General features: G+C 71.1%; 6 protein-coding genes. All 6 read left to right on the top strand.

From position 1 onward, the window contains the following. Positions 1 to 102: 102 nt before the first annotated feature. Positions 103 to 6,576 carry a MupA/Atu3671 family FMN-dependent luciferase-like monooxygenase gene (locus HR086_RS13395; protein ID WP_174462573.1) on the top strand — a complete coding sequence of 2,158 codons (6,474 nt, stop codon included), beginning with the start codon at positions 103 to 105 and terminating at the stop codon, positions 6,574 to 6,576. Between the two features lie 7 nt (positions 6,577 to 6,583). After that, positions 6,584 to 11,146 (top strand): type I polyketide synthase, encoded by a 4,563-nt coding sequence (locus tag HR086_RS13390; protein ID WP_174465813.1) that lies wholly within the window; start codon positions 6,584 to 6,586, stop codon positions 11,144 to 11,146. A gap of 27 nt (positions 11,147 to 11,173) precedes the next feature. Then, positions 11,174 to 15,859, top strand: a complete 4,686-nt coding sequence (locus HR086_RS49565; RefSeq protein ID WP_373564293.1) for a beta-ketoacyl synthase N-terminal-like domain-containing protein — start codon at positions 11,174 to 11,176, stop codon at positions 15,857 to 15,859. A 41-nt stretch (positions 15,860 to 15,900) separates the two neighbouring features. Next, entirely contained in the window at positions 15,901 to 17,193 is a 1,293-nt protein-coding gene (locus tag HR086_RS13370) for a glycosyltransferase (RefSeq protein WP_174465812.1), read from the top strand. A gap of 20 nt (positions 17,194 to 17,213) precedes the next feature. After that, positions 17,214 to 21,584, top strand: coding sequence for a type I polyketide synthase (locus HR086_RS13365; RefSeq protein WP_254626316.1), 4,371 nt, complete (start codon positions 17,214 to 17,216; stop codon positions 21,582 to 21,584). A 112-nt stretch (positions 21,585 to 21,696) separates the two neighbouring features. Continuing rightward, a partial coding sequence (locus HR086_RS13360; RefSeq protein ID WP_174465810.1) for a condensation domain-containing protein occupies positions 21,697 to 24,104 on the top strand: 2,408 nt, incomplete at its 3' end.

Here is a 24,104-nt window from a genome sequence, read left to right as displayed (position 1 = left end):
GAGGTCTTCACCAGCAGCCAACTGGACTGAAGCGGTCCCAGGAGCGGCCTACTCCTCGGGCCCGCGGAACCAACTTCGCGAGCCGTCCGCCTGGGAGCAGGGATGAAACAGCGCAACGAGCCGTCACCGGGTGACTTTCTCCACCTCGTGGATCTGCTGTGCCATCGCGCGCAGACACAGGGTGATTCGCTGCTGTATCGCTTTCTCGAATCGGGAGACGTCGACGGCCCTATCGAGGAGTGGAGCTACGCACGGCTGGACACGCGGGCGCGCGCGCTGGGCGCGCTCTTGCGGGCTTCCGGGGCGCAGGGACAGCGTGCGCTGCTGCTGTATCCGCCCGGCATGGAGTTCGTCGCGGGCTTCATGGGCTGTCTCTACGGCGGCGTGGTGGCGGTGCCTTGTTATCCGCCGGACCCGACACGCCTGGAGCGCACCCTGCCCCGCCTGCGCGCCATCGCCCAGGACAGCGGCGCGCGCTACGTGCTCACCACGAGCTTCATCCTGGAGATGTCGGAGCTGTTCAAGCCGCAGGCGCCGGAGCTGGCGGAGCTGCCGTGGCTGGCCAGCGACGCGGTGCCGGAGTCTCAAGCGGCCGAATGGCGGCGCCCGGAATTGGAGGGCGGCACGCTGGCGTTCCTCCAGTACACGTCCGGCTCCACGGGCAATCCCAAGGGGGTGATGGTGAGCCATGCCAACATCCTCCACAACGAAGCGCTCATCTCCCGAGGGTTCGGGCTGGATGCGTCGCGCTCGTCGGGGATGGGCTGGCTGCCCATGTTCCACGACATGGGGCTCATCGGAAAAGTGCTTCAGCCGATGTATCTCGGCTTCCCCTGCACGCTGATGTCGCCCATCTCCTTCCTGCAGCGCCCGCTGCGGTGGCTGGAGGCCATCTCCCACTTCCAGGCGACGTGCAGCGGCGGCCCCAACTTCGCCTACGACTTGTGCGTGCGGAAGGCGACGGAGGAGGACCGGGCCAAGCTGAAGCTGGGCAGCTGGGACCTGGCGTTCAACGGCGCGGAGCCGGTGCGGCGCGAGACGCTGGAGCGCTTCGCGGACACCTTCGCGCCCTGTGGTTTCCGCAGCACGTCCTTCTACCCCTGTTACGGCCTGGCCGAAGCGACGCTCATCGTCACGGGTGGCACGCAGGGCGAAGCCTTCGTCCACGGACGCTTCACCGCGGAGTCGCTGGAGCAGGGTCGCGCGGAGGCGCCGGCTTCGGATGTGGAGGGCGCGCGCGTGCGCACGCTGGTGGGCGCGGGAATCAGCGCGCCGGATCAGCGGGTTCTCATCGTCCATCCGGAGACGCGTGAGCCGCTCGCGGCGAACGCCGTGGGCGAGGTCTGGGTGTCGGGTCCGAGCGTGGCGCAAGGCTACTGGGCAAGGCCCGAGGAGACGGCGCACGCCTTCGAGGCGCGGCTGGCCTCGGGCGAGGGCCCGTTCCTGCGCACCGGAGACCTGGCGTTCCTGTCGCCCGAAGGGCAGCTCTTCGTCACCGGACGGCTCAAGGACCTGCTCATCATCCGGGGCCGCAACCTGTATCCCCAGGACCTGGAGCTGGAGGCGGAGCGCGCCCACCGCGCCATCCGCGCCGGTTGCTGCGCGGCCTTCAGCGTGGACGTGGAGGGCGAGGAGCGGCTGGTGCTCGCGGCGGAGGTGGACGTGCGCGACGGCTTCGATGCCTCGGCCGTCGTGGCCTCGGTGCGCCGCGTGCTCGCGGAGCAGCACTCGGTCCACGCGCATGGCGTGGTGCTGCTCCAGGCGCGCAGCATCCCGAAGACGTCGAGCGGGAAGATCCAGCGGCGCGCGACGAAGGCCGCATACCTCGCGGGTGAGCTGGAGATCGTCGAGGCCTCCGTGACGGAGCCCGAGGTCATCGAAGCACCCGCGACGCCGTCCCTGCCCCTCAAGGAGCTGCTGGCCTCCGCGTCAGAGGCCGAGCGCCCCGCGCATGTCGCGGACTTCCTGCGGTACGCCGTGGCGCGCACGCTGCGCCTGGACGCCGCGAAGCTCCAGGGCCACACGGAGCTGGCGAGCCTGGGCCTGGACTCGCTGATGGTGCTGGAGCTGCACGGTCTGCTGGAGTCCGAGCTGGGCGTGGCCCTGCCCGCGGCCTTCCTCTGGACCAGCCCGACGTTGGAGTCGGCCGCCGCGCGGCTGCTGGAGGCGTGGCAGGGCATCCGGCCCGTGGCCTCGCTCGTCGCGCCGCCGCTGACCTCGGGGCCTCGCGAGGGTGAGCTGCCCATGTCGTCGGGCCAGCTGCGGCTGTGGTTCCTGGACCGGCTGGTCCCGGACAGCGCGCTCTACAACCTCCACTTCCAGCTGCGGCTCACGGGCCCCCTGGACGCGGAGGCCCTGCGCCGAAGCCTGGACGCGCTGCTGGCGCGGCACCCCATGCTGAGCGCGGCCTTCCCCGAGGTGGAAGGACAGCCGCGCCTGGTGACTCGAGCCCCCGCCCCGCTGGCGCTCCCCCGGTTCGACCTGCGCACGCTGGAGCCCGAGGTGCGCGAAGGAGAGCTGCGACGGCTGTCGCTGGAGCAGTCGCGAGAGCCCTTCCGGCTGGCCGAGGGTCCCTCCGTGCGCGCGTCGCTGGTGGCCCTGGGTGAGCACGAGCACGTGCTGCTGATGACGCAGCACCACATCGCCACGGATGGCTGGTCCATCGGCGTGCTGGCGCGTGAGCTGGCGGCGCTGTACCGGGCCCAGGTCTCCGGGGCCACCGCCGAGCTGCCGCTGCCCGCCTTCCAGTACACGGACTTCTCGCGCTGGCAGCAGGGCCTGGGCGCGCTGCTGGACGGACAGCGCGCGTACTGGGCGAAGCAGCTCGCGGGCCTGTCCCGCCTGGAGCTGCCCACCGACTTCCCTCGCCCCCGTGAGCCGGGGTTCCAGGGCGCGCTGCACCGGCTCACGCTGGAGCGTCCACTGGTGGAGTCGCTGCGCGCGCTGGGACGTCGCGAGGGCTGCACGCTCTTCGTCACCCTGTCGGCGGCCTGGGCGGCGCTGCTACACCGCTACAGCGGGCAGGAGGACTTCGCCGTGGGCACCGTGGTGGCCAACCGCGAGCGCCCCGAGCTGCGTGACGTGGTGGGCTTCTTCGCGCACACGCTCGTGCTGCGCGCGAACCTCGCGGGCCAGCCGAGCTTCCGCGAGCTGCTCTCCCGGACGCGGCAGACCTTCCACGAGGCGCTGTCCCACGCGGACCTTCCCTTCGAGGAAGTCGTCGGCGCGGCGCGAGCCCCTCGGGGTGGCGCGGACAACCCGCTGTTCCAGACGGCGCTCTTGCTGGAGGCGCTGCCTCCCACGGACCTGACGGTGCCGGGCATGCAGTGGCAGCCGGTGCTGCCCGTGCCGGACGGAGCGGTAGAGGGCACGTCGAAGTTCGACCTCCAGCTGTCGCTCGCGGAGACGCCAGACGGCCTGACGGGTGCGCTCGAGTACCGCACGGACCTCTTCTCGTCCGCCACCGTGGCGCGCCTGGCGAAGCACCTGGAGACGCTGCTGCGCGCGGCGGTGGACTCCTCCGAGACGCGGGTGGAGGACCTGCCCCTGCTCGACGCCGAGGAGACGCGGCGGCTGCTGGTGGACTGGAATGACCTGACGCCCTCGGAGTCGGAGGACGACAACGCGTGCATCCACGCGCAGTTCCGCACCCAGGCGGCGAAGACGCCCGACGCGGTGGCCGTGGTGGGTGACGACGCGACGCTCACGTACGCGGAGCTGGACGCGCGCTCCAACGCCCTGGCGTGGCACCTGCGGCTGATGGGTGTCGGGCCCGAGGTGCGCGTGGGCCTGTGCGTGGAGCGCTCGGCCGCGATGGTCGTCGCGATGATGGGGGTGCTCAAGGCGGGCGGCGCGTACGTGCCCCTGGACCCGGACTATCCCCGCGAGCGGCTGGCATACATGCTGGAGGACTCCGGCGCGGCCGTGCTGCTCACCGAGACGCACCTGGAAGGCACCGTGCCCCCGGGGAAGGCGCGCGTCGTGACGTTGGAGAGCGTGGCCCTGGCCAACGGTGAGCGGCGCGACAGCCCGCCTCCGTTCGGCATGAGCCCGGCCCACCTGGCGTACGTCATCTACACGTCGGGTTCCACGGGGCGGCCCAAGGGCGTGATGGTGCCCCACGGCGGCGTGGCCAACTTCTTCACCGCGATGGACGCGCGCATCGGCCACCAGCCCGTGGGCTCGTGGCTGGCCGTCACCAGCATCTCCTTCGACATCTCCGTGCTGGAGCTGCTGTGGACGCTCACGCGCGGCTTCAAGGTCGTGGTGCAGGGCGAGGGCGCGTCCATCAAGGCGCCCGCCCGGGCCTCGGCCGCGAAGCGCAAGTCGATGGAGCTGAGCCTCTTCTACTTCGCGGATGACGCGGAGGCGTCGTCGGGAGACCGCTATCGGCTGCTGCTGGAGGGCGCGAAGTTCGCGGACCGCCATGGCTTCGCGGCGGTGTGGACGCCGGAGCGCCATTTCCACGCCTTCGGAGGCCTGTACCCCAGTCCCTCCGTGGCGGGCGCCGCCATCGCCGCCGTGACGGAGCGCGTGGCCATCCGCGCCGGCAGCGTCGTGCTGCCCCTGCACCACCCGGTCCGCGTCGCGGAAGAGTGGGCCCTCGTCGACAACCTGTCCCGGGGCCGCGTGGGCATCTCCGTCGCCTCCGGCTGGCACGCGAATGACTTCGTCTTCGCGCCCGAGCGCTACGAGAAGCGGCGCGAGCTGATGCTGGAGGGGCTGGACACGGTGCGCCGCCTCTGGCGCGGCGACACGCTGCGCATGACGGGCGGCGCGGGCGCGCAGGTGGACGTCACGCTGCGGCCCCGTCCGGTGCAGAAGGAGCTGCCGGTGTGGCTCACGGCGGCGGGCAACCCCGAAACGTTCCTTACGGCGGGGCGCCTGGGCTGCCATGTCCTCACCCACCTGCTGGGACAGACGTGGGAGGACCTGGAGAAGAAGCTGGTCCTCTACCGCGATGCCTGGCGCGCGGCGGGCCACGCGGGTGACGGCCACGTCACGCTGATGCTGCACACCTTCATCGGCGAGGACGCCGCCAAGGTGCGCTCGGTGGTGGAGAAGCCCTTCCGCGACTACCTGCGCAGCTCCGCGGACCTGATGCGCGGCCTGGGGCAGACGCTGGGCGTGGACCTGAACACGGCCACCGAGGCGGATCTGGATCGGCTGGCGGCGCAGGCGTTCGAGCGTTACTTCGAGACGAGCGGTCTGTTCGGCACACCGCGCTCCGTGCGCGAGCAGATGGAGCGGTTGCGGGCCCTGGGCGTGGACGAGGTGGGGTGCCTCATCGACTTCGGAATCCCGGCGGACACGGTGCTGGCCAGCCTCCCCCTGCTCCTCGAGGTGAAGCTCCAGGCGGACCGCGATGGCCGTCGCTCCGGCACCGCGCGCTCCATCCCGCTCAACCTGCGCGAGCACGCCGTCACGCACCTGCAATGCACGCCGTCACTGGCGCGCGCACTGCTGGCCGAGCCCGAGTCCTCCGAAGCGGTGGGCGGGCTGCGCCGGCTGATGGTCGGCGGCGAGGCCCTCCCCTCCTCCCTGGGTGCGTCGCTGCGCCAGGTCCTGGGCGAGGGCTCCGGGCTGCTCAACATGTACGGCCCCACGGAGACGACCATCTGGTCGTCCACGCACGACGTGAAGAGCGAGGCCGGGCCGGTGGTCTCCATCGGCACGCCGTTCCTGCGCACGCAGTTCTACCTGCTCGACGCGCGGCTGCGCCCGGTGCCGGTGGGCGTGCCCGGGGAGCTCTTCATCGGCGGCGCGGGCGTGGTGCGCGGCTACCTGGCACGTCCGGAGCTGACGGCGGACCGCTTCCTGCCGGACCCGTTCGCTCGCGAGCCGGGCGCGCGGCTGTACCGCACCGGAGACCGGGCTCGCTGGCGCGAGGACGGCACGGTGGAGTTCCTGGGCCGCGTGGACCACCAGCTCAAGGTGCGCGGCTTCCGCATCGAGGCGGGTGAAATCGAGGCGGTCCTCAGCGCGCGCCCCGAGGTCCGCGAGGCGGTGGTTGTGGCCCGCGAGGACACCCCGGGCGACGTGCGACTGGTCGCCTACGTGGTGGCGCGTGACGGACACGCCGTCGACGCGGCGGCGCTGCGCGACGCAGTGGCGCAGCGGCTGCCCGAGCACATGGTGCCGTCGCTGGTGGTGGACCTGCCGGCGCTGCCCCTCACGCCCAACGGCAAGGTGGACCGCAAGGCCCTGCCCGCGCCCACCGCGGCGCGCTCCTCACGCGCGGCCTACGTGGCGCCGCAGAGCCAGCTCGAGCAGCAGATTTCCGAAATCTGGAAGGAAGTGCTCAAGGTCGAGCAGGTGGGCGTGAACGACAACTTCTTCGACCTGGGTGGGCACTCGCTGCTCATGGTCCAGGTGCACGCACGACTCAAGGCGGCGCTCGGGGGCGAGCTGCCGCTGCTCAAGCTGCTGGAGCACCCCACCGTCAGCGCGCTCGCGCGTTTCCTGCGGCAGGGGACTCCGGCGGGTGCCTCATCGGTGGAGACGGCGCAGGACCGGGCGAAGCGCCAGCTCGAAAGCCTGAAACGACAGCAGCAACGGGCCAGGAAACAGGGGTAGGACTTTCATGGGGCGTCACACGGAGTACCAGGGGGAGTTGGGGCTGGCGGTGGCCATCGTTGGCATGGCCGTGCGCGTGCCCGGCGCGGAGGACGTGGCCGCCTTCTGGCGCCTGTTGCGCGACGGAGTAGAGGGCATCACCTTCTTCTCCGACGACGCGCTGAAATCCCTGGGTGTGGACCCGGCCTTCCTGGCCAACCCCCACTTCGTCCGCGCGGCGCCGGTGCTGGAGCGGCCGGGCCGCTTCGACGCGGGCTTCTTCGGCTACGCCCCGCGTGAGGCGGAGCTGCTGGACCCGCAGCACCGTATCTTCCTGGAGTGCGTCTGGACGGCGCTGGAGCACGCGGGCTACGCGCCAGGGCGCATCCCGGGGACGACAGGCATCTACGCGGGCTCCAGCCTGAGCAGCTACCTGCTCTTCAACCTGCTCTCGCGCGCGGAGTTCCAGCAGGCCGAGGACACCTTCCCGGCCATGGTGGCCAACGACAAGGACTTCCTCGCCACGCGCGTGGCCTATCACCTGGACCTCAAGGGTCCGGCCCTGACGGTACAGACGGGCTGCTCCACGTCGCTCGTCGCCACGCACCTCGCCTGCCAGTCGCTGCTGGGCTACCAGTGCGACGTGGCGCTCGCGGGCGGCGTGTCCGTGCACGTCCCTCAGCGCACCGGCTACCACTATCAGGAGGGCGGCATCACCTCTCCGGATGGCCACTGCCGCGCGTTCGACGCGAAGGGACAGGGCACGCTCTTCGGCAGCGGCGCGGGCGTGGTGGTGCTCAAGCGCCTGGAGGATGCACTCAACGACGGCGACACCATCCACGCCGTCATCCGCGCCTCGGCCATCAACAACGACGGCGCGATGAAGGTGGGCTTCACCGCGCCGGGCGTGGAGGGCCAGGTGGAGGTCATCGCCCGGGCCCAGGCCATCGCGGAGGTGACGCCGGAGTCCATCAGCTACGTGGAGGCCCACGGCACCGCCACGCCGCTCGGAGACCCCATCGAGGTGCAGGCGCTCGACACCGTGTTCCGCGCCGGCACCGACAAGCGCGCCTTCTGCGGCCTGGGCTCGGTGAAGACGAACGTGGGCCACCTGGACGCCGCGGCGGGAGTCACCGGACTGGTGAAGACGGTGCTCTCCCTGGAGCACGCGGAGCTGCCCCCCAGCCTCAACTACGAGACGCCCAACCCGCGCATCGACTTCGCCAACAGCCCCTTCTACGTCAACACCGCGCTCACGCCCTGGCCCGAAGGCGGCACGCCGCGCCGCGCGGGGGTGAGCTCGTTCGGTATCGGTGGCACCAACGCGCACCTCATCCTGGAAGAGTCCCCGCTCGTCCGGCCGGGCGATGCGCCTCGCGACTGGCAGCTCCTGGTGCTCTCCGCCCGGACGCAGACGGCGCTGGAGAAACAGACCACCGCCCTGCTGGCGCACCTGAAGGCGCATCCCGAGCAGCAGCTCGCGGACGTGGCGTGGACGCTGCAGTCGGGGCGCAAGGCGCTGGACCTCCGTCGCGTGCTGGTGTGCCGCGACAGGGACGATGCCGTGCGTGTGCTGGAGACGAGAGACCCGCAGCGACTCTTCACGCTCGCGCCCGGCTCCGCCACGCCCTCGGCCGTCTTCATGTTCCCGGGCGGCGGCGCGCAGTACCCGGACATGGGCCGCGGCCTCTACGCCGCCGAGCCCGCCTTCCGCGAAGCGGTGGACCAGTGCTGCGCGCTGCTGCGTCCCCGACTCGGCTTCGACCTGAAGGCCGTCATGTACCCGGACGCGGACTCCGCGGCGAGCGCGAGCCAGCGCCTCAAGCGGACCTCGCTGGCGCTGCCCGCGCTGTTCACCATCGAGTACGCCCTGGCCCGACTCTGGGAGTCCTGGGGCGTGAAGCCCGAGGCCGTCATCGGCCACAGCCTGGGCGAGTACACGGCGGCCTGTCTCGCGGGCGTCTTCTCGCTGGAGGACGCGCTGGCGCTGGTGGTGCTGCGCGGCAAGCTCTTCGAGGAGCTGCCCGGTGGCGGAATGCTCAGCGTGCCGCTGCCCGAGTCGGAAGTTCGGCCCCTGCTGGGGGAGACACTGTCCCTGGCGGCGGTGAACGGCCCGTCGCAGTGCGTGGTGGCTGGCACGGTGGAAGCCGTGGAGACGCTGGCGGCCGAGCTGACGCGACGTGAGGTGGAGTTCCGTCACATCCCCATCGACGTGGCGGCGCACTCGCACCTGGTGGGGCCGATTCTCGCGCGCTTCCAGGAGTTCATCGGGACGCTCCAGCGCAACGCGCCCACGCTGCCGTTGATGTCCAACGTCACCGGCACATGGATGACGCCCGAGGAGGCCACGGACCCGGTGTACTGGACGCGTCACCTGCGGCAGACCGTGCGCTTTGGCGACGGCATCCGCACGCTGGCGGAGCTGCCCCACCGCGTCTACCTGGAGGTCGGCCCCGGCCGCACGCTGAGCACGCTCGCGCGCCTCCAGCTCACGGGGCCCCAGGCGCCACCTGTCCTTCCCTCGCTGCGCCATCCGCAGGACCCGGTGCCCGACGAGGAGCTGCTCACCGCCACGCTCGGCAAGCTCTGGGCGGCGGGAATCGGCGTCGACTGGAACGCGGTGCGCGGCGACAAGCGGCGCCTGCGCGTGCCCCTGCCCACCTATCCCTTCGAGGGACAGGACTACTGGCTCGCACCGGAGGCCCCGTCCGCTCAGCGGCGAGGCGAGGCGCGCAAGACGTCGGACGTCGGCGGCTGGTTCTACCTGCCCTCGTGGCGTCGCGCGCCGCTGCCCCTGCCTCGTGCGGGCGCCAGCACGGTGCGCGACTGGGTCGTGTTCGTGGATGCGGGTGGCGTGGGCGAGGCGCTGGCCGCGCGACTGGAGAGCGCGGGTCACCGCGTGGCGCGCGTGTCACGCGGTGCTCGACTCCAGGAACTGGGCGAGCACCACTTCAGCCTGGACCCGATGGACGCGGAGGAGCCCACGTTCTTGCTGCTGGCCCTGAAGGCGAAGGACTTCAAGGTGGAGCGCATCGTCCACCTGTGGAGCCTGGATGGACTCGACGGCGCGGAGCACGAGTCGGCCGAGGCCCGCTTCGACCAACTTCAGGAGCGCGGGTTCCATCCCCTGCTGCGGCTGACGCGCGCGCTGGCGGAGGGGTCCCTTCCCGGCCCCGTGGAGCTGACGGTGGTGGGGCGCGGAGCGTTCGACGTGGAGAGCACGGACGCGGTCAATCCCGAGCACGCCACCCTGCCCGCGCTGTGCAAGGTGATTCCCCAGGAGCACGACACCCTGGCTTGCCGCTACGTGGACCTGGGCCCTGGCGGCGTGGCGATGACCTCGAGCGCCCTTCTGCGCGAGCTCACCTCCGACACCCCGGACCCCGTGGTCGCCTGGCGAGGGACGCACCGGCTGGCGCAGACGCATGAGTCGCTGCGGCTCGAACAGGATGGCGTGCCGGCGCAGCCCTTCAAGGCGCGCGGCGTGTACCTCATCACTGGCGGCCTGGGTGGCGTGGGCCTGCTGCTCGCGCGGCATCTGGCGAGCGCCCATCAGGCCCGGCTCATCCTGGTGAGCCGCGCGGGGTTGGAAGTGGACCCGGGCGGACACAAGCAGCGCGCGGTGAAGGACCTGGAGGCAGCGGGCGCGGAGGTGCTGGTGGTCCGCGCGGACGTGGCGGACGAGTCGCGGCTGCGCATGGCGCTCGCGGAGGCGGACGTTCGCTTCGGCGCGGTGGACGGAGTGATTCACGCGGCGGGACTCGCGGGTGAAGGCGCGGTGGCGCTGCTCTCCGGACTGGACGCGGCGGCCTGCGCGCCCCACTTCCGAGCCAAGGTCCATGGCACGTACGCGCTGGAGCGCGCGCTGACGGGCCGGCCCCTGGACTTCGTGCTGCTCGTGTCCTCCAACGCCGCGGTGCTCGGAGGATTGGGGCTCGCGGCCTATGGCGCGGCGAACGCCTTCCTGGATGCCTTCGCCATCTCCCGCTCGCGCGAGGGGCTGACCCGGTGGCTGAGCACCAACTGGGACGGCTGGCCCGGCGTGGACGAGGTGACTCGCGAGGTCCGCACGAGCATCGACGTGTTCGCCATGTCGCCCACCGAAGCGGTGGAGGCCTTCCGCCGCGTGGTGGAGTCTCCCCTGAGTGGACAGGTGGTGGTGTCCACCGGCGACCTGGTCGCGCGCGTCGCGCGGTGGGTGCGGCGCGAGGGCACGGGGAAGCACGCGGACGCGGCGGGTGGCGCGACGCACGAGCGGCCCCAGCTCGGCACCGAGTACGTGGCGCCCACGGATGACGTGGAGCTGGCGCTGACGAAGGTGTGGCAGGAGCAGCTCGGACTGGCGCGGCTGGGCATCCACGACAACTTCTTCGACCTTGGTGGCAACTCGCTGCTGTGGCTCAAGATTGTCGGCCGCCTGAAGCGGGAGCTGGGGCGCGAAGTCCCCCTCACCTCCGTCTTCGAGGCTCCCACCGTGGCCGCGCTGGCGAAGCGACTGGGAGGACTGCCCGCCCCGGAGGAGTCCCCCAGCTTCGAGACGAGTCAGAACCGGGGAGCCCAGCGCAGGGAGCGGCGCAGTCGCCGTGAGTGAAGCAGTCAAGGAGTGGATGACGTGGACGTGAAGCAGCCAGCAGACATCGACGACGCGGACCTTGCCATCATCGGCATGTCCGGGCGCTTTCCTGGCGCCCGCGACACGGCGGAGTTCTGGGCGAACGTACGCGGCGGCGTGGAGTCCATCCGCTTCTTCACCCCCGAGGAGTGTCTCGCGGCGGGAGTTGCTCCGGAGCTGGTGGAGGACCCCGACTTCGTGCGCGCGGCTGCGGTGCTGCCCGAGCCCGAGTCCTTCGATGCCGCCTTCTTCGACATGCCGCCGCGTGAGGCGGAGCTGACGGACCCGCAGCACCGCGTCTTCCTGGAGGTCTGCTGGGAGGCGCTGGAGCACGCGGGCTATTCGCCGCGCGACTACCCGGGCGCCATCTCCGTGTACGGCGGGGCCACGCTCAACACGTATCTGCTGATGAACCTGGCGCGGAATCCCCGCGTGCTGGAGTCCGTCGAGCCGGTGCAGGTCAACATCGGCAACGGCACCGACTTCCTGGCCACCCGCGTCTCGTACAAGCTGAACCTCCGGGGCGCGAGCCACGCGGTGCAGAGCGCGTGCTCGACGTCCCTGGTGGCCGTGCACCTGGCCTGCCAGAGCCTGCTCAATGGCGAGTGCGACATGGCGCTCGCGGGCGGAGCGTCCGTCAACGTCAGCTTCCTCCATGGCTACCGACACGCCGAGGGTGGGATGGCGTCGCCGGATGGCCGCTGCCGTCCCTTCGACGCGAAGGCCCGGGGCACGCTGTTCGGCAGCGGCGCGGGCGTCGTGCTGCTGAAGAAGCTGCGCAACGCCGTGCGAGATGGCGACACGGTGCACGCCGTCATCAAGGGCTCGGCCATCAACAACGATGGCGCGCTCAAGGCGGGCTACACCGCCCCGGGCATCGAAGGGCAGTCCCAGGTGGTGGCGGAGGCGCTCGCGGCCTCCGGACTGGATGCGGACTCCATCGGCTATGTGGAAGCCCACGGCACCGCGACGCCCCTGGGAGACCCCATCGAGGTGGAGGCCCTCACGCGCGCCTTCCGCTCCTCCACGCAGCGGCGGCGCTTCTGCGCGCTGGGTTCGGTGAAGGGCAACGTCGGCCACCTGGACGCCGCCGCCGGCATCACCGGACTCATCAAGACAGCCCTGGCCGTGAAGCACGGAGAGCTGCCGCCCAGCCTTCACTACGAGCGGCCCAACCCGGCCATCGACTTCGACGGCAGTCCCTTCTACGTCAATGCGACGCTCAAGCCCTGGCCCGCCGGCGCACTGCCCCGGCGCGGCGGCGTGAGTTCGTTCGGCGTGGGTGGCACCAACGCGCACGTGGTGCTGGAGCAGGCGCCTCGGTCGCTCGACAGCGCGGCCTCGCGTCGCGCGTGGCAGTTGCTGCCGCTGTCCGCGCGCACGCCCTCCGCGCTGGAGGCCAGCACGAAGCGACTGGCCGAGGCCCTGAAGTCCCAGCCCGACGCGAAGCTCGCGGACGTGGCCTGGACGCTCCAGGCGGGACGCCAGCGCTTCGCGCAGCGACGCTTCGTCCTCGCGCGAAGCGTGGGCGACGCGGTGGAGGTGCTCTCCACGACAGGGGATGCACGCGTCCACACGGAGGCGCAGGACGCGGTGGAGCGCCCGGTTGCGTTCCTCTTCCCGGGCCAGGGCTCGCAGCACGTGGGCATGGGGCGCGCGCTGTATGATGCGGAGCCCGTCTTCCGCGCCGAAGTGGACCGCTGCGCCGAGCTGCTCAAGGCGCAGCTGGCCGGGCGCGACCTGCGCGAGGTGATGTACCCGAAGTCGGGAGAGCCCGCGGAGCACGAGAAGACGCTGGCGCGCACGGAGTTCACACAGCCCGCGTTGTTCACCCTCGAGTACGCCACCGCGCGGCTCTGGATGTCCTGGGGCGTGAAGCCCGCGGCGATGCTCGGTCACAGCATTGGCGAGTACGTGGCCGCATGCCTCGCGGGTGTCTTCACCCTGGAGCACGCGCTTCAACTGGTCGCCGCACGCGGCCGGCTGATGCAGTCGCTGCCGTCCGGCTCCATGCTGGCGGTGCCGCTGAGCGAGGACGAGGTCCGTCCCTATCTCGGCACCGAGCTGAGCCTCGCCGCGGTGAACGCACCCATGCAGTGCGTCGCCTCCGGGCCGACGGAGGCCGTGGAGAAGTTGAAGCGCCAGTTGGATGAGGCGGGCGTACGCAGCCACGTGCTCGTCACGTCTCATGCCTTCCACTCGGCGATGATGGACCCCATCCTGGAGGCCTTCACCGCGCGCGCGGCGGCTGTGACGCTGCGGCCCCCCACCCTGCCCTTCGTCTCCAATGTCACCGGGACGTGGATCACCACGGAGCAGGCGACGAGCCCGAAGTATTGGGCCCAGCACCTGCGTGGCGCGGTGCGCTTCGCGGATGGACTGCACGCGCTCCTCTCCGACCCGAAGCGCGTCGTGCTGGAGGTGGGACCCGGACAGGTGCTCAGCCGGCTCACGCGGCGGTATCCCGACACCACCCCGGGACGCCCGGTGCTCGCCTCCATGCCCACGCCGCAGGACACCGTGGCCACGGACGCGCCGCCGCTCGCGTACACGACGCTGGGCGGACTCTGGCAGGCCGGCGTCACCGTGGATTGGCGAGGCTTCCACGGCGAGGAGCGTCGCCATCGCCTTCCGCTGCCGACCTACCCCTTCGAGCGACAGCGCTTCTGGGTGGAGCCCGACACGAAGCCGCACGCCGAGGCCGCGCCCGTCACGACCGAGACGCTCGGGGTCCCGCTCGCCCAGGCGCCAATGGAGCGCTGGTTCCATGCCCCGTCGTGGAAGCGCACGCCGCTTGCTCCCGGGCGCACCGCGAAGGCGACACACCCGCGCGTCTGGCTGGTGCTCGAGGACGAGTCCTCTCCCACCGAGGCCCTGCTGACACCGGAGCCCGGCGAGGAGCGGATGGTGCTCCGCGTGCGGCCAGGTTCCGGCTTCAGTCGAACGGGAGAGTGGGACTACACCGTGGCGCCGGGCTCGCTTCCGGACCTGCGCGCGCTCCTCGGTGCGCTGCGGGATGCGGGCAGGCTCCCCGACACCGTGTTGCATCTCTGGAGCCTGACGTCGGACGTCCCCGCCTCCTTCGCGCAGGTCCAGGCGAGCGGCTACTTCACGCTCGTCGCGCTCGCGCGGGCGCTCGTCGAGTTCGCGCCCGAGCGGCCCTGCACCGTCTGGGTGGTGTCCAACCACGTCCACGACGTGACGGGCGACGAGTCGCTCCGCGCCGACAAGGCCACGCTGCTCGGCCCCTGCCGGGTGATTCCGCAGGAGCACCCGAGCCTGCGGTTCCATCACGTGGACGTGGTGACGGGCCCGGCGGCGAACCTCTCTTCCACCGGACTCCGGGCCCTCCGCGCGGAGCTGCGTTCGGTGCCCGTGGAGACGGTGGTGGCGCTGCGGGGTCCGCATCGCTGGGTCCAGTCCCTGGAGCCGCTGCCGCTGCCCGATGCCCCCACGCCCCACCCGAGCGCGCGCCCCGGTGGCGTGTACCTGCTCGTCCATGGGCTGGGCGGTCTGGGCGCGATGAATGGGCGCGCGCTGGCCAGCCTGTCGCCAGGAGCGAAGCTCGTCTGCCTGGAGCCGCTGGGCTTTCCGCCGCGCGACACCTGGGACGCTCACGTCGCAAGTCACGGTGAGACCGAGGCCTGGACGCAGCGGATCCGCCGGGCACGGCAGCTGGAGTCCCTGGGCGCGGAGGTGGTGGTGCTTCCCACCGACCTGACGCGGCAGGAGTCGCTGCGCGAGGCCGTCGACACGGCCGCGGCCCGCTTCGGTGCGCTCCACGGCGTGGTGCATGCTGCGTGGCTCGCGAAAGACCAGGTGGCGCGACTCGTCTCCGAGACGGGGCCCGAGGAGAGCGCCTGGCATTTCGACCCGCGCGCGCGAGGGCTGGCCCTGTTCGACGCGGTGCTGGGTGAGCGTGCGCTGGACTTCCGCGTGGTGGCCTCGTCCATCTCCGCGGTGCTCGGCGGCATGGCCACGGTCGCGCACACGGCCGCGAGCGCTTGGCAGGACGCCTTCGCCCAGGCCGCGTCACATGAAGGCCGGCGGTGGTTGAGCCTGGGTTGGGACGTGGTGAAGGTGGAGGACTACGGCGCGCACCCGGGCGCACGTGGCGAGGCGCTGGACCGCCTGGCGCTCTCTCCCGAGCAAGGCGCGGAGGCCCTGAGCCGCGCGCTCGCGCATGCCACGGGCCCCTGGCTGGTGGTGTCCACGCATGACGTGGCCGCGCGCCAGTCTTCGGGCTCCCGAGCCTCCGTGTCCGAGGAGCTCCGCGAAGAGCCCGCGGCGCGCCCTCAGCATCCTCGGCCGTCGAACCTGCGCAGCGCCTACGTGGCGCCCACGACGGACATGGAGCGGACGCTGGCGGACCTGTGGCAGCAGACGCTGGGTGTGGCGCCCATTGGCATCCAGGACAACTTCTTCGAGCTGGGCGGTGACTCCCTCATCGCCGTGCAGCTCAGCGACCGGCTCAAGCGGCGGCTCAATGTCAGCGTGCCCGCGTCCAGCCTCTACGAAGGCGTCACGGTGAAGGCCCTCGCGGCGTTGCTCCAGCCGCCCGAGGCGGGACCGGGCTCGGCGAACAACGAGGCCGACGAGCGCGAGTCCACCGTCCAGCGCCGCAAACAGAACCTCCAGCGTCAGCGCTCTCGTCGACGCGCGGACGACGAAGAGCCGGAGGACGGCGACTGAGTCGTCGCGGCTCCGCCTCGACCTCCCCGCGCCCTCACCCCATGCGAGCCATCCTCACCAACTTCGGAACCCTCGGCGACATCCAGCCCTTCGTGGCGCTGGCCGTCGAGCTGAAGCGCCACGGCCATCAGCCCGTGCTCGCCGCCGCGCCCTCGTACCGCGCGCTCGCGCAACTCCATGACCTCGACTTCATCCCGGTGGGTCCCGACCTGAGGGCGGCGCAGAGCGGCATCACCCAGGCGATGATGGGGAGCCCGGACGTCGTGCACTCCGCCGGAGGCATGCTCCAGCTCTTCCAGCCGCTCGTGGAGTCGCTGCCCCGCATGTTCGAGGACCTGCGCGCCGCGTGTCGGGGCGCGGACGTGCTCATCAGCGGGCGCGTCCAGCCCGCCGCGCGCATGGTGCATGACCTGACGCACCTGCCCTTCGTCACGGTGCTGGTGGAGCACAGCGGCAGTGGTGGTGGCGGCCCGGCCTTCCAGGCGGCCGTGCGCGGACTGGTCAATCCCCTGCGCGAAGCCCACGGCCTGCCACCGCTCGACAATCCGCTGGTGGATGGCCTGTCGAATCAGCTCGTGCTCACCGCGCTGAGCCGGCACGTGCGGCCTCCCGCCGCGGACCTGCCGCCGCACCACCACACCGTCGGGTACTGCTTCCTCGATGAGCCGGGCTTCACGCCGGACGCGGAGCTCGCCGCGTTCCTCGCGGAGGGCGAACCTCCCGTCTGCATCACCTTCGGCAGCATGACGCACGCGGACCCGGAGGCGCTGACGGAGGCGCTGGTACAGGCCACGGTGCGCTCAGGACGACGGGCCCTCATCCAGCACGGATGGAGCGGCCTGGGGCAGCGCGCCCTCCCGTCGACAGTGAGGGCCTTGGGACAGGTGCCGCACGCCTGGCTCTTCTCGCGGGTGTCGTGCGTGGTGCATCACGGTGGCGCGGGGACCACGGGCGCGGCCTTCCGGGCGGGCGTCCCGCAGGTCGTCGTGCCGCACACGTATGACCAGTTCACCTGGGGCGAGGTCGTCCAGGAGCTGGGTTGTGGAGGCGCGGCGCTTCCCATCGGGGAGCTGAACGCGGAGCGACTCGGGGATGCGCTGAGCACGGTGCACGCTCGCGCGGACCTCCAGGCGTCAGCGGCGCGGCTGGGCGAGCAGCTCCGCGCGGAGCACGGAACGATGAAGGCGCGTCACCTCCTCGAGGACCTGGTCCGTCGAGTGGGGCTCGCCTCGGACTCGGGAGCCGAGAACGAGGCGGACGCGGATGACGAGGGGCGGCAACAGCGCCGGCGGATGGCGCTGAAGCAGCAGCGGGCGAGGAAGGTCGAAACTTGAGCGAGACTTTGGAGAGAGACATGGCCACGGATTCTTCCAACGCGGACACCACGGGACTGGAGATCGCCATCGTCGGCATGGCCGGGCGCTTCCCGGGAGCACGCGACCTGGAGGCCTTCTGGCGCAACCTGCGGGACGGCGTGGAGTCCATCAGCTTCCTGACGGACGCGGACCTGGAGGCGAGCGCGTTGGACACGGCCGCCATCCGCTCGGACCCGAACTACGTGAAGGCCGCCGCCGTCCTGGAGGACGCGGACCTCTTCGACGCGGGCTACTTCGGCGTCACCCCCAAGGAAGCGGAGGTGATGGACCCGCAGCAGCGTGTCTTCCTGGAATGCGCCGTGGAGGCCCTGGAGCACGCGGGCTACGACGCCGAGCGCTACAAGGGCCGCATCGGCGTGTACGCCGGCGCGCGCACGGACACGTACGTCTTCAACCTCTTCTCCAACCCCGCCGCGCTGGGTGGACTGGACCCGTTCGAGATTGGCCTGGGCAATGACCTGGCCTTCCTCACCACGCGCGTCGCTCACCGCCTCAACCTGCGCGGGCCCGCGTACTCCGTGCACACCGCGTGCTCCACCGCGCTGGTCGCGTTGCACCTGGCGGGACAGGCCCTGCTCGCGGACGAGTGCCGGATGGCCATCGCGGGCGGCGTCGCCATCAACGTCCCGCAGAAGGTGGGCTACCTGTATCAGTACGGCGGCATCGCCTCGCCGGACGGCCACTGCCGCGCCTTCGATGCGAAGGCGGCGGGCACCATCTTCGGCAGCGGCATCGGTCTGGTGGTGCTCAAGCGCCTGGAGGACGCGCTGGCCGACGGCGACACCATCCATGCGGTCATCAAGGGCTCCGCCATCAACAACGACGGCGCCGTGAAGGCCAGCTTCACCGCGCCCAGCGTGCAGGGCCAGGCCACCGTCATCAAGGACGCCCTCGCCGCGGCGGAAGTCTCCGCCGACACGATTTCCTACGTGGAGACGCACGGCACCGGCACCGCGCTGGGAGACCCCATCGAGCTGCGCGCCCTGACGAAGGTGTTCGGCGCGAAGGCGAAGGGCCGTCGCACGGTGCCCATCGGCTCGGTGAAGACGAACGTGGGCCACCTGGACGCGGCGGCCGGCAGCGCGAGCCTGCTCAAGGCCATCCTCGCGATGAAGCATCAGCAGCTTCCGCCCAGCCTCCACTTCGAGTCCCCCAACCCGCAGATCGACTTCGACAGCGGCCCCTTCTACGTGAACACCGCGCTGCAGCCCTGGCCGCGCGGCAGGACGCCCCGGCGCGCGGGCGTCAGCTCGTTCGGCATTGGCGGCACCAACGCGCACATCGTCCTGGAAGAAGCACCTCCCGCGCCGTCGGCTTCGACCGGACGCCCGTGGGAGTTGCTCGTGCTCTCCGCGCGCAGCCACACCGCGCTCGACTCGGCCACCGCTCGGCTCGCGCAGCACCTGGAGTCCCAGCCGCAACAGGCGCTGGCGGACGTGGCGTACACGCTCCAGGTGGGCCGCAAGGCCCATGCGCACCGTCGGGTAGTGGTGGCTCGCGACGGGCAGGATGCCGTGCGCGTGTTGCGCATGGCGGAGCCCCAGCGCGTCCTCTCGGGCACGCACGAGACGGGCAACCGCCCCGTGTCCTTCCTCTTCTCCGACGCCGGAGCGGAGGCTCCGCTGGAATCGCTGTACCGCTCGGAGCCCGCCTTCCGCGCGGAAGTGGACCGCTGCGCGGAGCTGCTCCAGTCGCGGCTCGGCGTGGACCTGCGCGCCGTGCTGTATCCGGAGGACGGGAGCCGTCCCAGCCGCTCCGGCCCGGTGAGCGCCGCCGCGCGCTTCGTCGAGCCGTATGCCCTGGCGCGCCTGTGGATGTCATGGGGCGTTCAGCCCGAGTCGATGCTCGGTGAGGGCACGGGCGCGTGGATCGCCGCGAGCCTCGCGGGCACGCTCCCGCTGGAGGAAGCCCTCTCGTTGGTGGTCGCCCGAGGCGAGGGCCGCGAGCTGTCACCGAGCGCCTCCACGCTGAAGGCGGCGGAAGTGCCGCTCTACTCTCTCTCCACGGGTGTCCTGCTCACCGCCGCCGAGGCGACTCGACCGGAGACGTGGAAGGACGCGGCGAGCCGCGCGCCGCGCCTGGACGACGCGCTTCGTGAGCTGGTGAAGGAGCCGTCTCGAGTCGTGCTCGCGATGGGGGCCACGGGGCCGCTCGTCGAGCGGGCGCGCGCGTTGGCGGGAAGCACCGGGACGCGCTCGGTGCGAGGCTGCCTGCCCGCGGCTGGAGACACCCAGCCCGCGCCGGTGGCGGTGCTCGGCACGCTGGGCCAGCTCTGGCTGGAGGGCGTGGAGGTGGACTGGGAAGCCGTGAGCGAGGGCCGTGTCCTGCGCCGCGTGCCGCTCCCCACGTACCCCTTCGAGCGCCAGCGCTACTGGGTGGCTCCGGGCACGCGCGTCGAGGCCACGCAGGCACAGGTGCCGCAGGGCAAGCTGGTGGACATGGCGGACTGGTTCCACGTGCCCGCCTGGCATCGCACGGCGCCCGTGGCCCTGGACCGCAAGGCCCTGGCCGAGCGTCGTTGCTGGGTCGTCTTCGTGGATGGACTGGGCGTCGGCGAGGCTTTGTGCCGTCGACTGGAGGAGTCAGGACAGGACGTGGTGAGCGTGCGCCAGGGGAGCGCGTTCATGCGAGACGCCGCGCGCCGCTATGCGCTCGACCCGCGTCTGCGCGGTGACTACGCCACGCTGTGGAAGGACCTGGCGGACCAGGAGCTGAGCCCGTCCGTGGTGGTCCACCTGTGGAGCCTCGCCTCGTCGGGCGAGGACCTCCCGGGGCCCGAGCTGTTCCGCAAGGTCCAGGACACGGGCTACTACAGCCTCCTGCACCTGGGGCAGGCGCTCGCCCAGGGTGACACCTCCCGCCCCGTGCGGCTGGAGGTCGTGACGGACCGGCTGCATGACGTCGCGGGCGAAGGCACCGCCCTCCCGGAGAAGGCCACGCTGCTGGGGCCCTGCAAGGTGATTCCGCAGGAGCAGGAGCACGTCACCACGCGCTGCATCGACCTGATTGCCCCCGAGCCTCGGAGCGCGGGCGTGGAGAAGCTCGCGGAGCGCCTGCTGGCCGAGTTCAGTCAACGCACGCGTGACGCGGTCGTCGCGTGGCGCTCCAACCAGCGCTTCACGCAGACCCATGCGCCGCTCCGCCTGGAACCCTCGGAAGAGGCGCACGCGCCGCTGCGCGAGCAGGGCGTCTATCTCATCACCGGAGGCCTTGGCGGCGTGGGCCTGATGCTCGCCAGGCACCTGGCGCAGACCCTCAAGGCACGGCTCGCGCTGCTGGGCCGGACCACCCTGCCGGCGCCGTCCGAATGGGATTCGTATCTGGCCACGCACCCGGAGACTGACGCGGTGGCCCAGCGCATCCTCCGCGTACGGGAGCTGGAGCAGAGCGGCGCGCAGGTGATGGTGGTGGGCGCGGACGTCGCGGACGCCCAGCAACTGGAGGCGGCGGTGACGCAGGTGGAGGCCCGCTTCGGCGCGTTGCATGGCGTGCTCCACTGCGCGGGCGTCACCCACGGCCCGTCGCTCTACAACCCGCTGACGGAGATTGGTCGGGGCGAGTCCGAGACGCAATTCGGCCCGAAGGTCTACGGCACGTATGCGCTGGAGAAGGTGCTGAGCCGTCGCTCGGTGGACTTCGCCCTGCTCTTCTCGTCCAACGCCGCGGTCCTCGGTGGTCTCGGCTACCTGACGTACGCGTCCTCCAACCTCTTCATGGACGCCTTCGCGCAAGCCCGCTCCGGAGGAACTGGGACTCGCTGGGTGAGCGCGTCGTGGGACCCGTGGCCGGAAGAGACGAAGCACACCCACGTGCGCACCAGCATGGACCAGTACGCCATGACGCCCCAGGAAGGCGCCGAGGCCGTCCGTCGCCTGGTGACGCTCGGCGTGGATGGACACGTCATCGTCGCCACCGGAGACCTGGCCCAGCGCTGGAAGCTTTGGATTCAGCGCGACACGTCCCAGCCCACGTCGGGTGCGCGGGCGGCCGGCAAGCCGCGTCGCGCGAAGACGCCCTTCGTGGCGCCCGCGAGCGAGCTGGAGAAACAGCTCGCGGCCATCTGGCAGGAAGTCCTCGGCGTGGACTCCGTGGGCCTCAACGACAACTTCTTCGACCTGGGAGGCCACTCGCTACTGGCCACGCGCGTGGCCGGACGCCTGCGCACCCAGTTCGAGTTCGACATTCCCCTGGCGAAGCTCTTCGAGGCCGCCACCGTGGCCTCTCTCGCGAAGCTGGTGGCCGACCACCAGACCGCGCTCGAAGAGGCCGCCAGTCAAGCCGCGCTCGAGGAGCTGTCCAACCTCAGCGACGAAGAGATTGAAGCCGAGCTGGCGCGACGCTCGCGCTAGCCCGCACTGAATTTCAGCCGGGCCGAGCAGGACACGTCATCGGCCCCCCGCAACCTTCTCCTCCGCCCTGGGTCCCCCCGGGTCGCGGAGGCACCGAAGTTGGAGTCCAGCAATGAGCGGTAGCTCCAAGAATCTCGACAAGCTCACTCCCAAGCAGCGCGCGCTGTACGAGTTGCTCCTCAAGGAGAAGAAGGGGCAGCTCCAGGCCACGACGACGCAGGCGCTCGAGCGGACCATTCCGCGTCGCGCCGGAACGGAGCCCGCACCGGCTTCCTTCCCGCAGCAGCGACTGTGGGTGGTGGACCAGCTCGAGGGCGGAGAGGCCTTCGCCTACAACGTTCACATCACCGTGCAGTTCACCGGGGTGCTGGACGTCCCGCTGCTGGAGCGGTGTGTGAATCAGGTGGTGCGACGCCACGAGTCGCTGCGCACCGTGTTCGCCGCGAGGGACGACGGGCTCCCCATCCAGGTCGTCGTGCCGGAGCTTTTGCTGACCATCCCAGTGGAGGACATCTCCCGGCTCGACAAGGCGGAGCAGGACGAGGAGGTGGAGCGCCGCACGAGCGAGGAGTCCCAGCGCCTGTTCGACCTGGCGCGAGGCCCCCTGCTGCGCGGCAAGGTGCTGCGCCTGGGGCCCGACAACCACGTGGCCCTGGTCACCATGCATCACCTGGTGACGGACCGCTGGTCGCTGGGTGTCTTCGTCCGCGAGCTGATGGCCTTCTACGCGGCGGAGGTCACGGGACAGGCGCCCGCGATTCCCGAGCTCGTCATCCAGTACTCCGACTTCGCGGAGTGGCAGCGCGAGCGGATGCAGGGTGAGCGGCTGCGCGTCGAGCTGGACTTCTGGAAGCAGCACCTGAAGACGTTGCCAGCGCCGTTGGAGCTGCCCACTGACAGGCAGCGCCCGGCGCGCCAGACGTACCGGGGCTCCCGCCAGTTCGTCACGCTCCCCGTCGCGCTCACGCGTGCGCTGAAGGAGGTCAGCCAGCAGGAGGGGGCCACCCTCTTCATGACGCTCTTGGCCACGTTCCAGACGTTGATGCACCGGCACTCGCGACAGACGGACATCACCGTCGGCTCGCCCATCGCCGGCCGCAACGTGCCGGAGCTGGAGACGCTGATCGGCTTCTTCGTCAACACGCTGGTGCTGCGCAATGACCTGGGCGGCAACCCCACCTTCCGCGAGCTGCTGCGCCGCGCGAAGGAGGTGTGCATGGCCGCATATGCGCACCAGGAGCTGCCCTTCGAGAAGCTGGTGGAGGAGCTGCAGCCCCCGCGTGACTTGAGCCGTCACCCGTTGTTCCAGGTGATGTTCAGCTTCCAGAACACCCCGCGCCAGGACCTGTCGATGCCGGGGTTGCAGTCCACCTATCTGCTGGTGGACCCGGGCTCGGCCAAGTTCGACCTGCTGCTGGAGCTGCGCGAGGACCGGCCGGACGAAATCTTCGGCTGGCTCGAATACAACACCGACCTGTTCGACGTCGCGACCATCCAGCGGATGCGCGGGCACTTCTACTCGCTGCTCGGCGCAGTGGCCGCCAACCCCGACGCCCGTCTGTCCGAGCTGCCCCTGCTCACCCAGGAGGAGCAACTCCAACTGCTCTCCGACTTCCAGGGCCAGCAGGACGACTTCCCACGCGACGTGTGCCTGCATTCACTCATCGAAGCCCAGGCTCGCCGCACCCCCGACGCGGAGGCACTGCGCTTCGAAGACTCTGCTCTTTCGTACGCGCAGCTCGACTCACGCTCCAACCAGCTCGCGTGGCACCTGCGCTCCCTTGGCGCTCGCCCGGGCTCCCTCGTCGGCGTCTGCCTGGAGCGCTCGCTCGACCTCGTCGTCGCGCTGCTCGCCGTCCTCAAGTCCGGCGCCGCCTACGTTCCCCTGGACCCCGCATATCCCCGCGAGCGCCTCGCCGGCATGCTCGAGGACGCGGACGCGCCCGTGCTCCTCACTCACGAGCACCTGAAGTCCGTGCTCCCCCAGCACGACTCTCGCGTGCTCTGCCTCGATTCACAGTGGGACGACGTCGCAGTCCACTCCCGCGACTCGCTGCCTCTTCTCGCCGGGCCCGACGCTCCCGCCTACGTCATCTTCACCTCCGGCTCCACGGGCCGCCCCAAGGGCGCCATCAACGCCCACTCGGGCATCGTCAATCGCCTGCTGTGGATGCAGCAGCAGTACGGCCTGTCCCCTGACGACACCGTCCTTCAGAAGACGCCCTTCTCCTTCGATGTCTCCGTCTGGGAGTTCTTCTGGCCCCTCATGACGGGCGCTCGCCTCGTCCTCGCGAAGCCCGGCGGTCACCAGGACCCCGCCTACCTCGTTAGCCTCATCTCCGAGCAGCGCGTCTCCACGCTCCACTTCGTCCCCTCCATGCTCCGCGCCTTCCTGGAGGAGCCGGGTGTCGAGAAGCTCTCCGGACTTCGTCGCGTCGTGTGCAGTGGTGAGGCCCTCCCCGCCGAGCTCGTCCGCCGCGCGCACGCCCTCCTTCCCGCCTCCGCCGAGGTCCACAACCT

It is taken from the genome of Myxococcus sp. CA039A (assembly GCF_013336645.1).
Lineage (GTDB): Bacteria > Myxococcota > Myxococcia > Myxococcales > Myxococcaceae > Myxococcus > Myxococcus llanfairpwllgwyngyllgogerychwyrndrobwllllantysiliogogogochensis.
Note: the sequence above shows the minus strand (reverse complement) of the source record. Positions and strands in the feature narration are given on the sequence as shown.

What these genes read in the sequence shown, in the direction of transcription:
- HR086_RS13390 (WP_174465813.1), top strand. Translation starts at nt 6,584, where the DNA reads ATGGGGCGTCACACGGAGTACCAGGGGGAGTTGGGGCTGGCGGTGGCC.
- HR086_RS13395 (WP_174462573.1), top strand. Translation starts at nt 103, where the DNA reads ATGAAACAGCGCAACGAGCCGTCACCGGGTGACTTTCTCCACCTCGTG.
- HR086_RS13370 (WP_174465812.1), top strand. Translation starts at nt 15,901, where the DNA reads ATGCGAGCCATCCTCACCAACTTCGGAACCCTCGGCGACATCCAGCCC.
- HR086_RS13365 (WP_254626316.1), top strand. Translation starts at nt 17,214, where the DNA reads ATGGCCACGGATTCTTCCAACGCGGACACCACGGGACTGGAGATCGCC.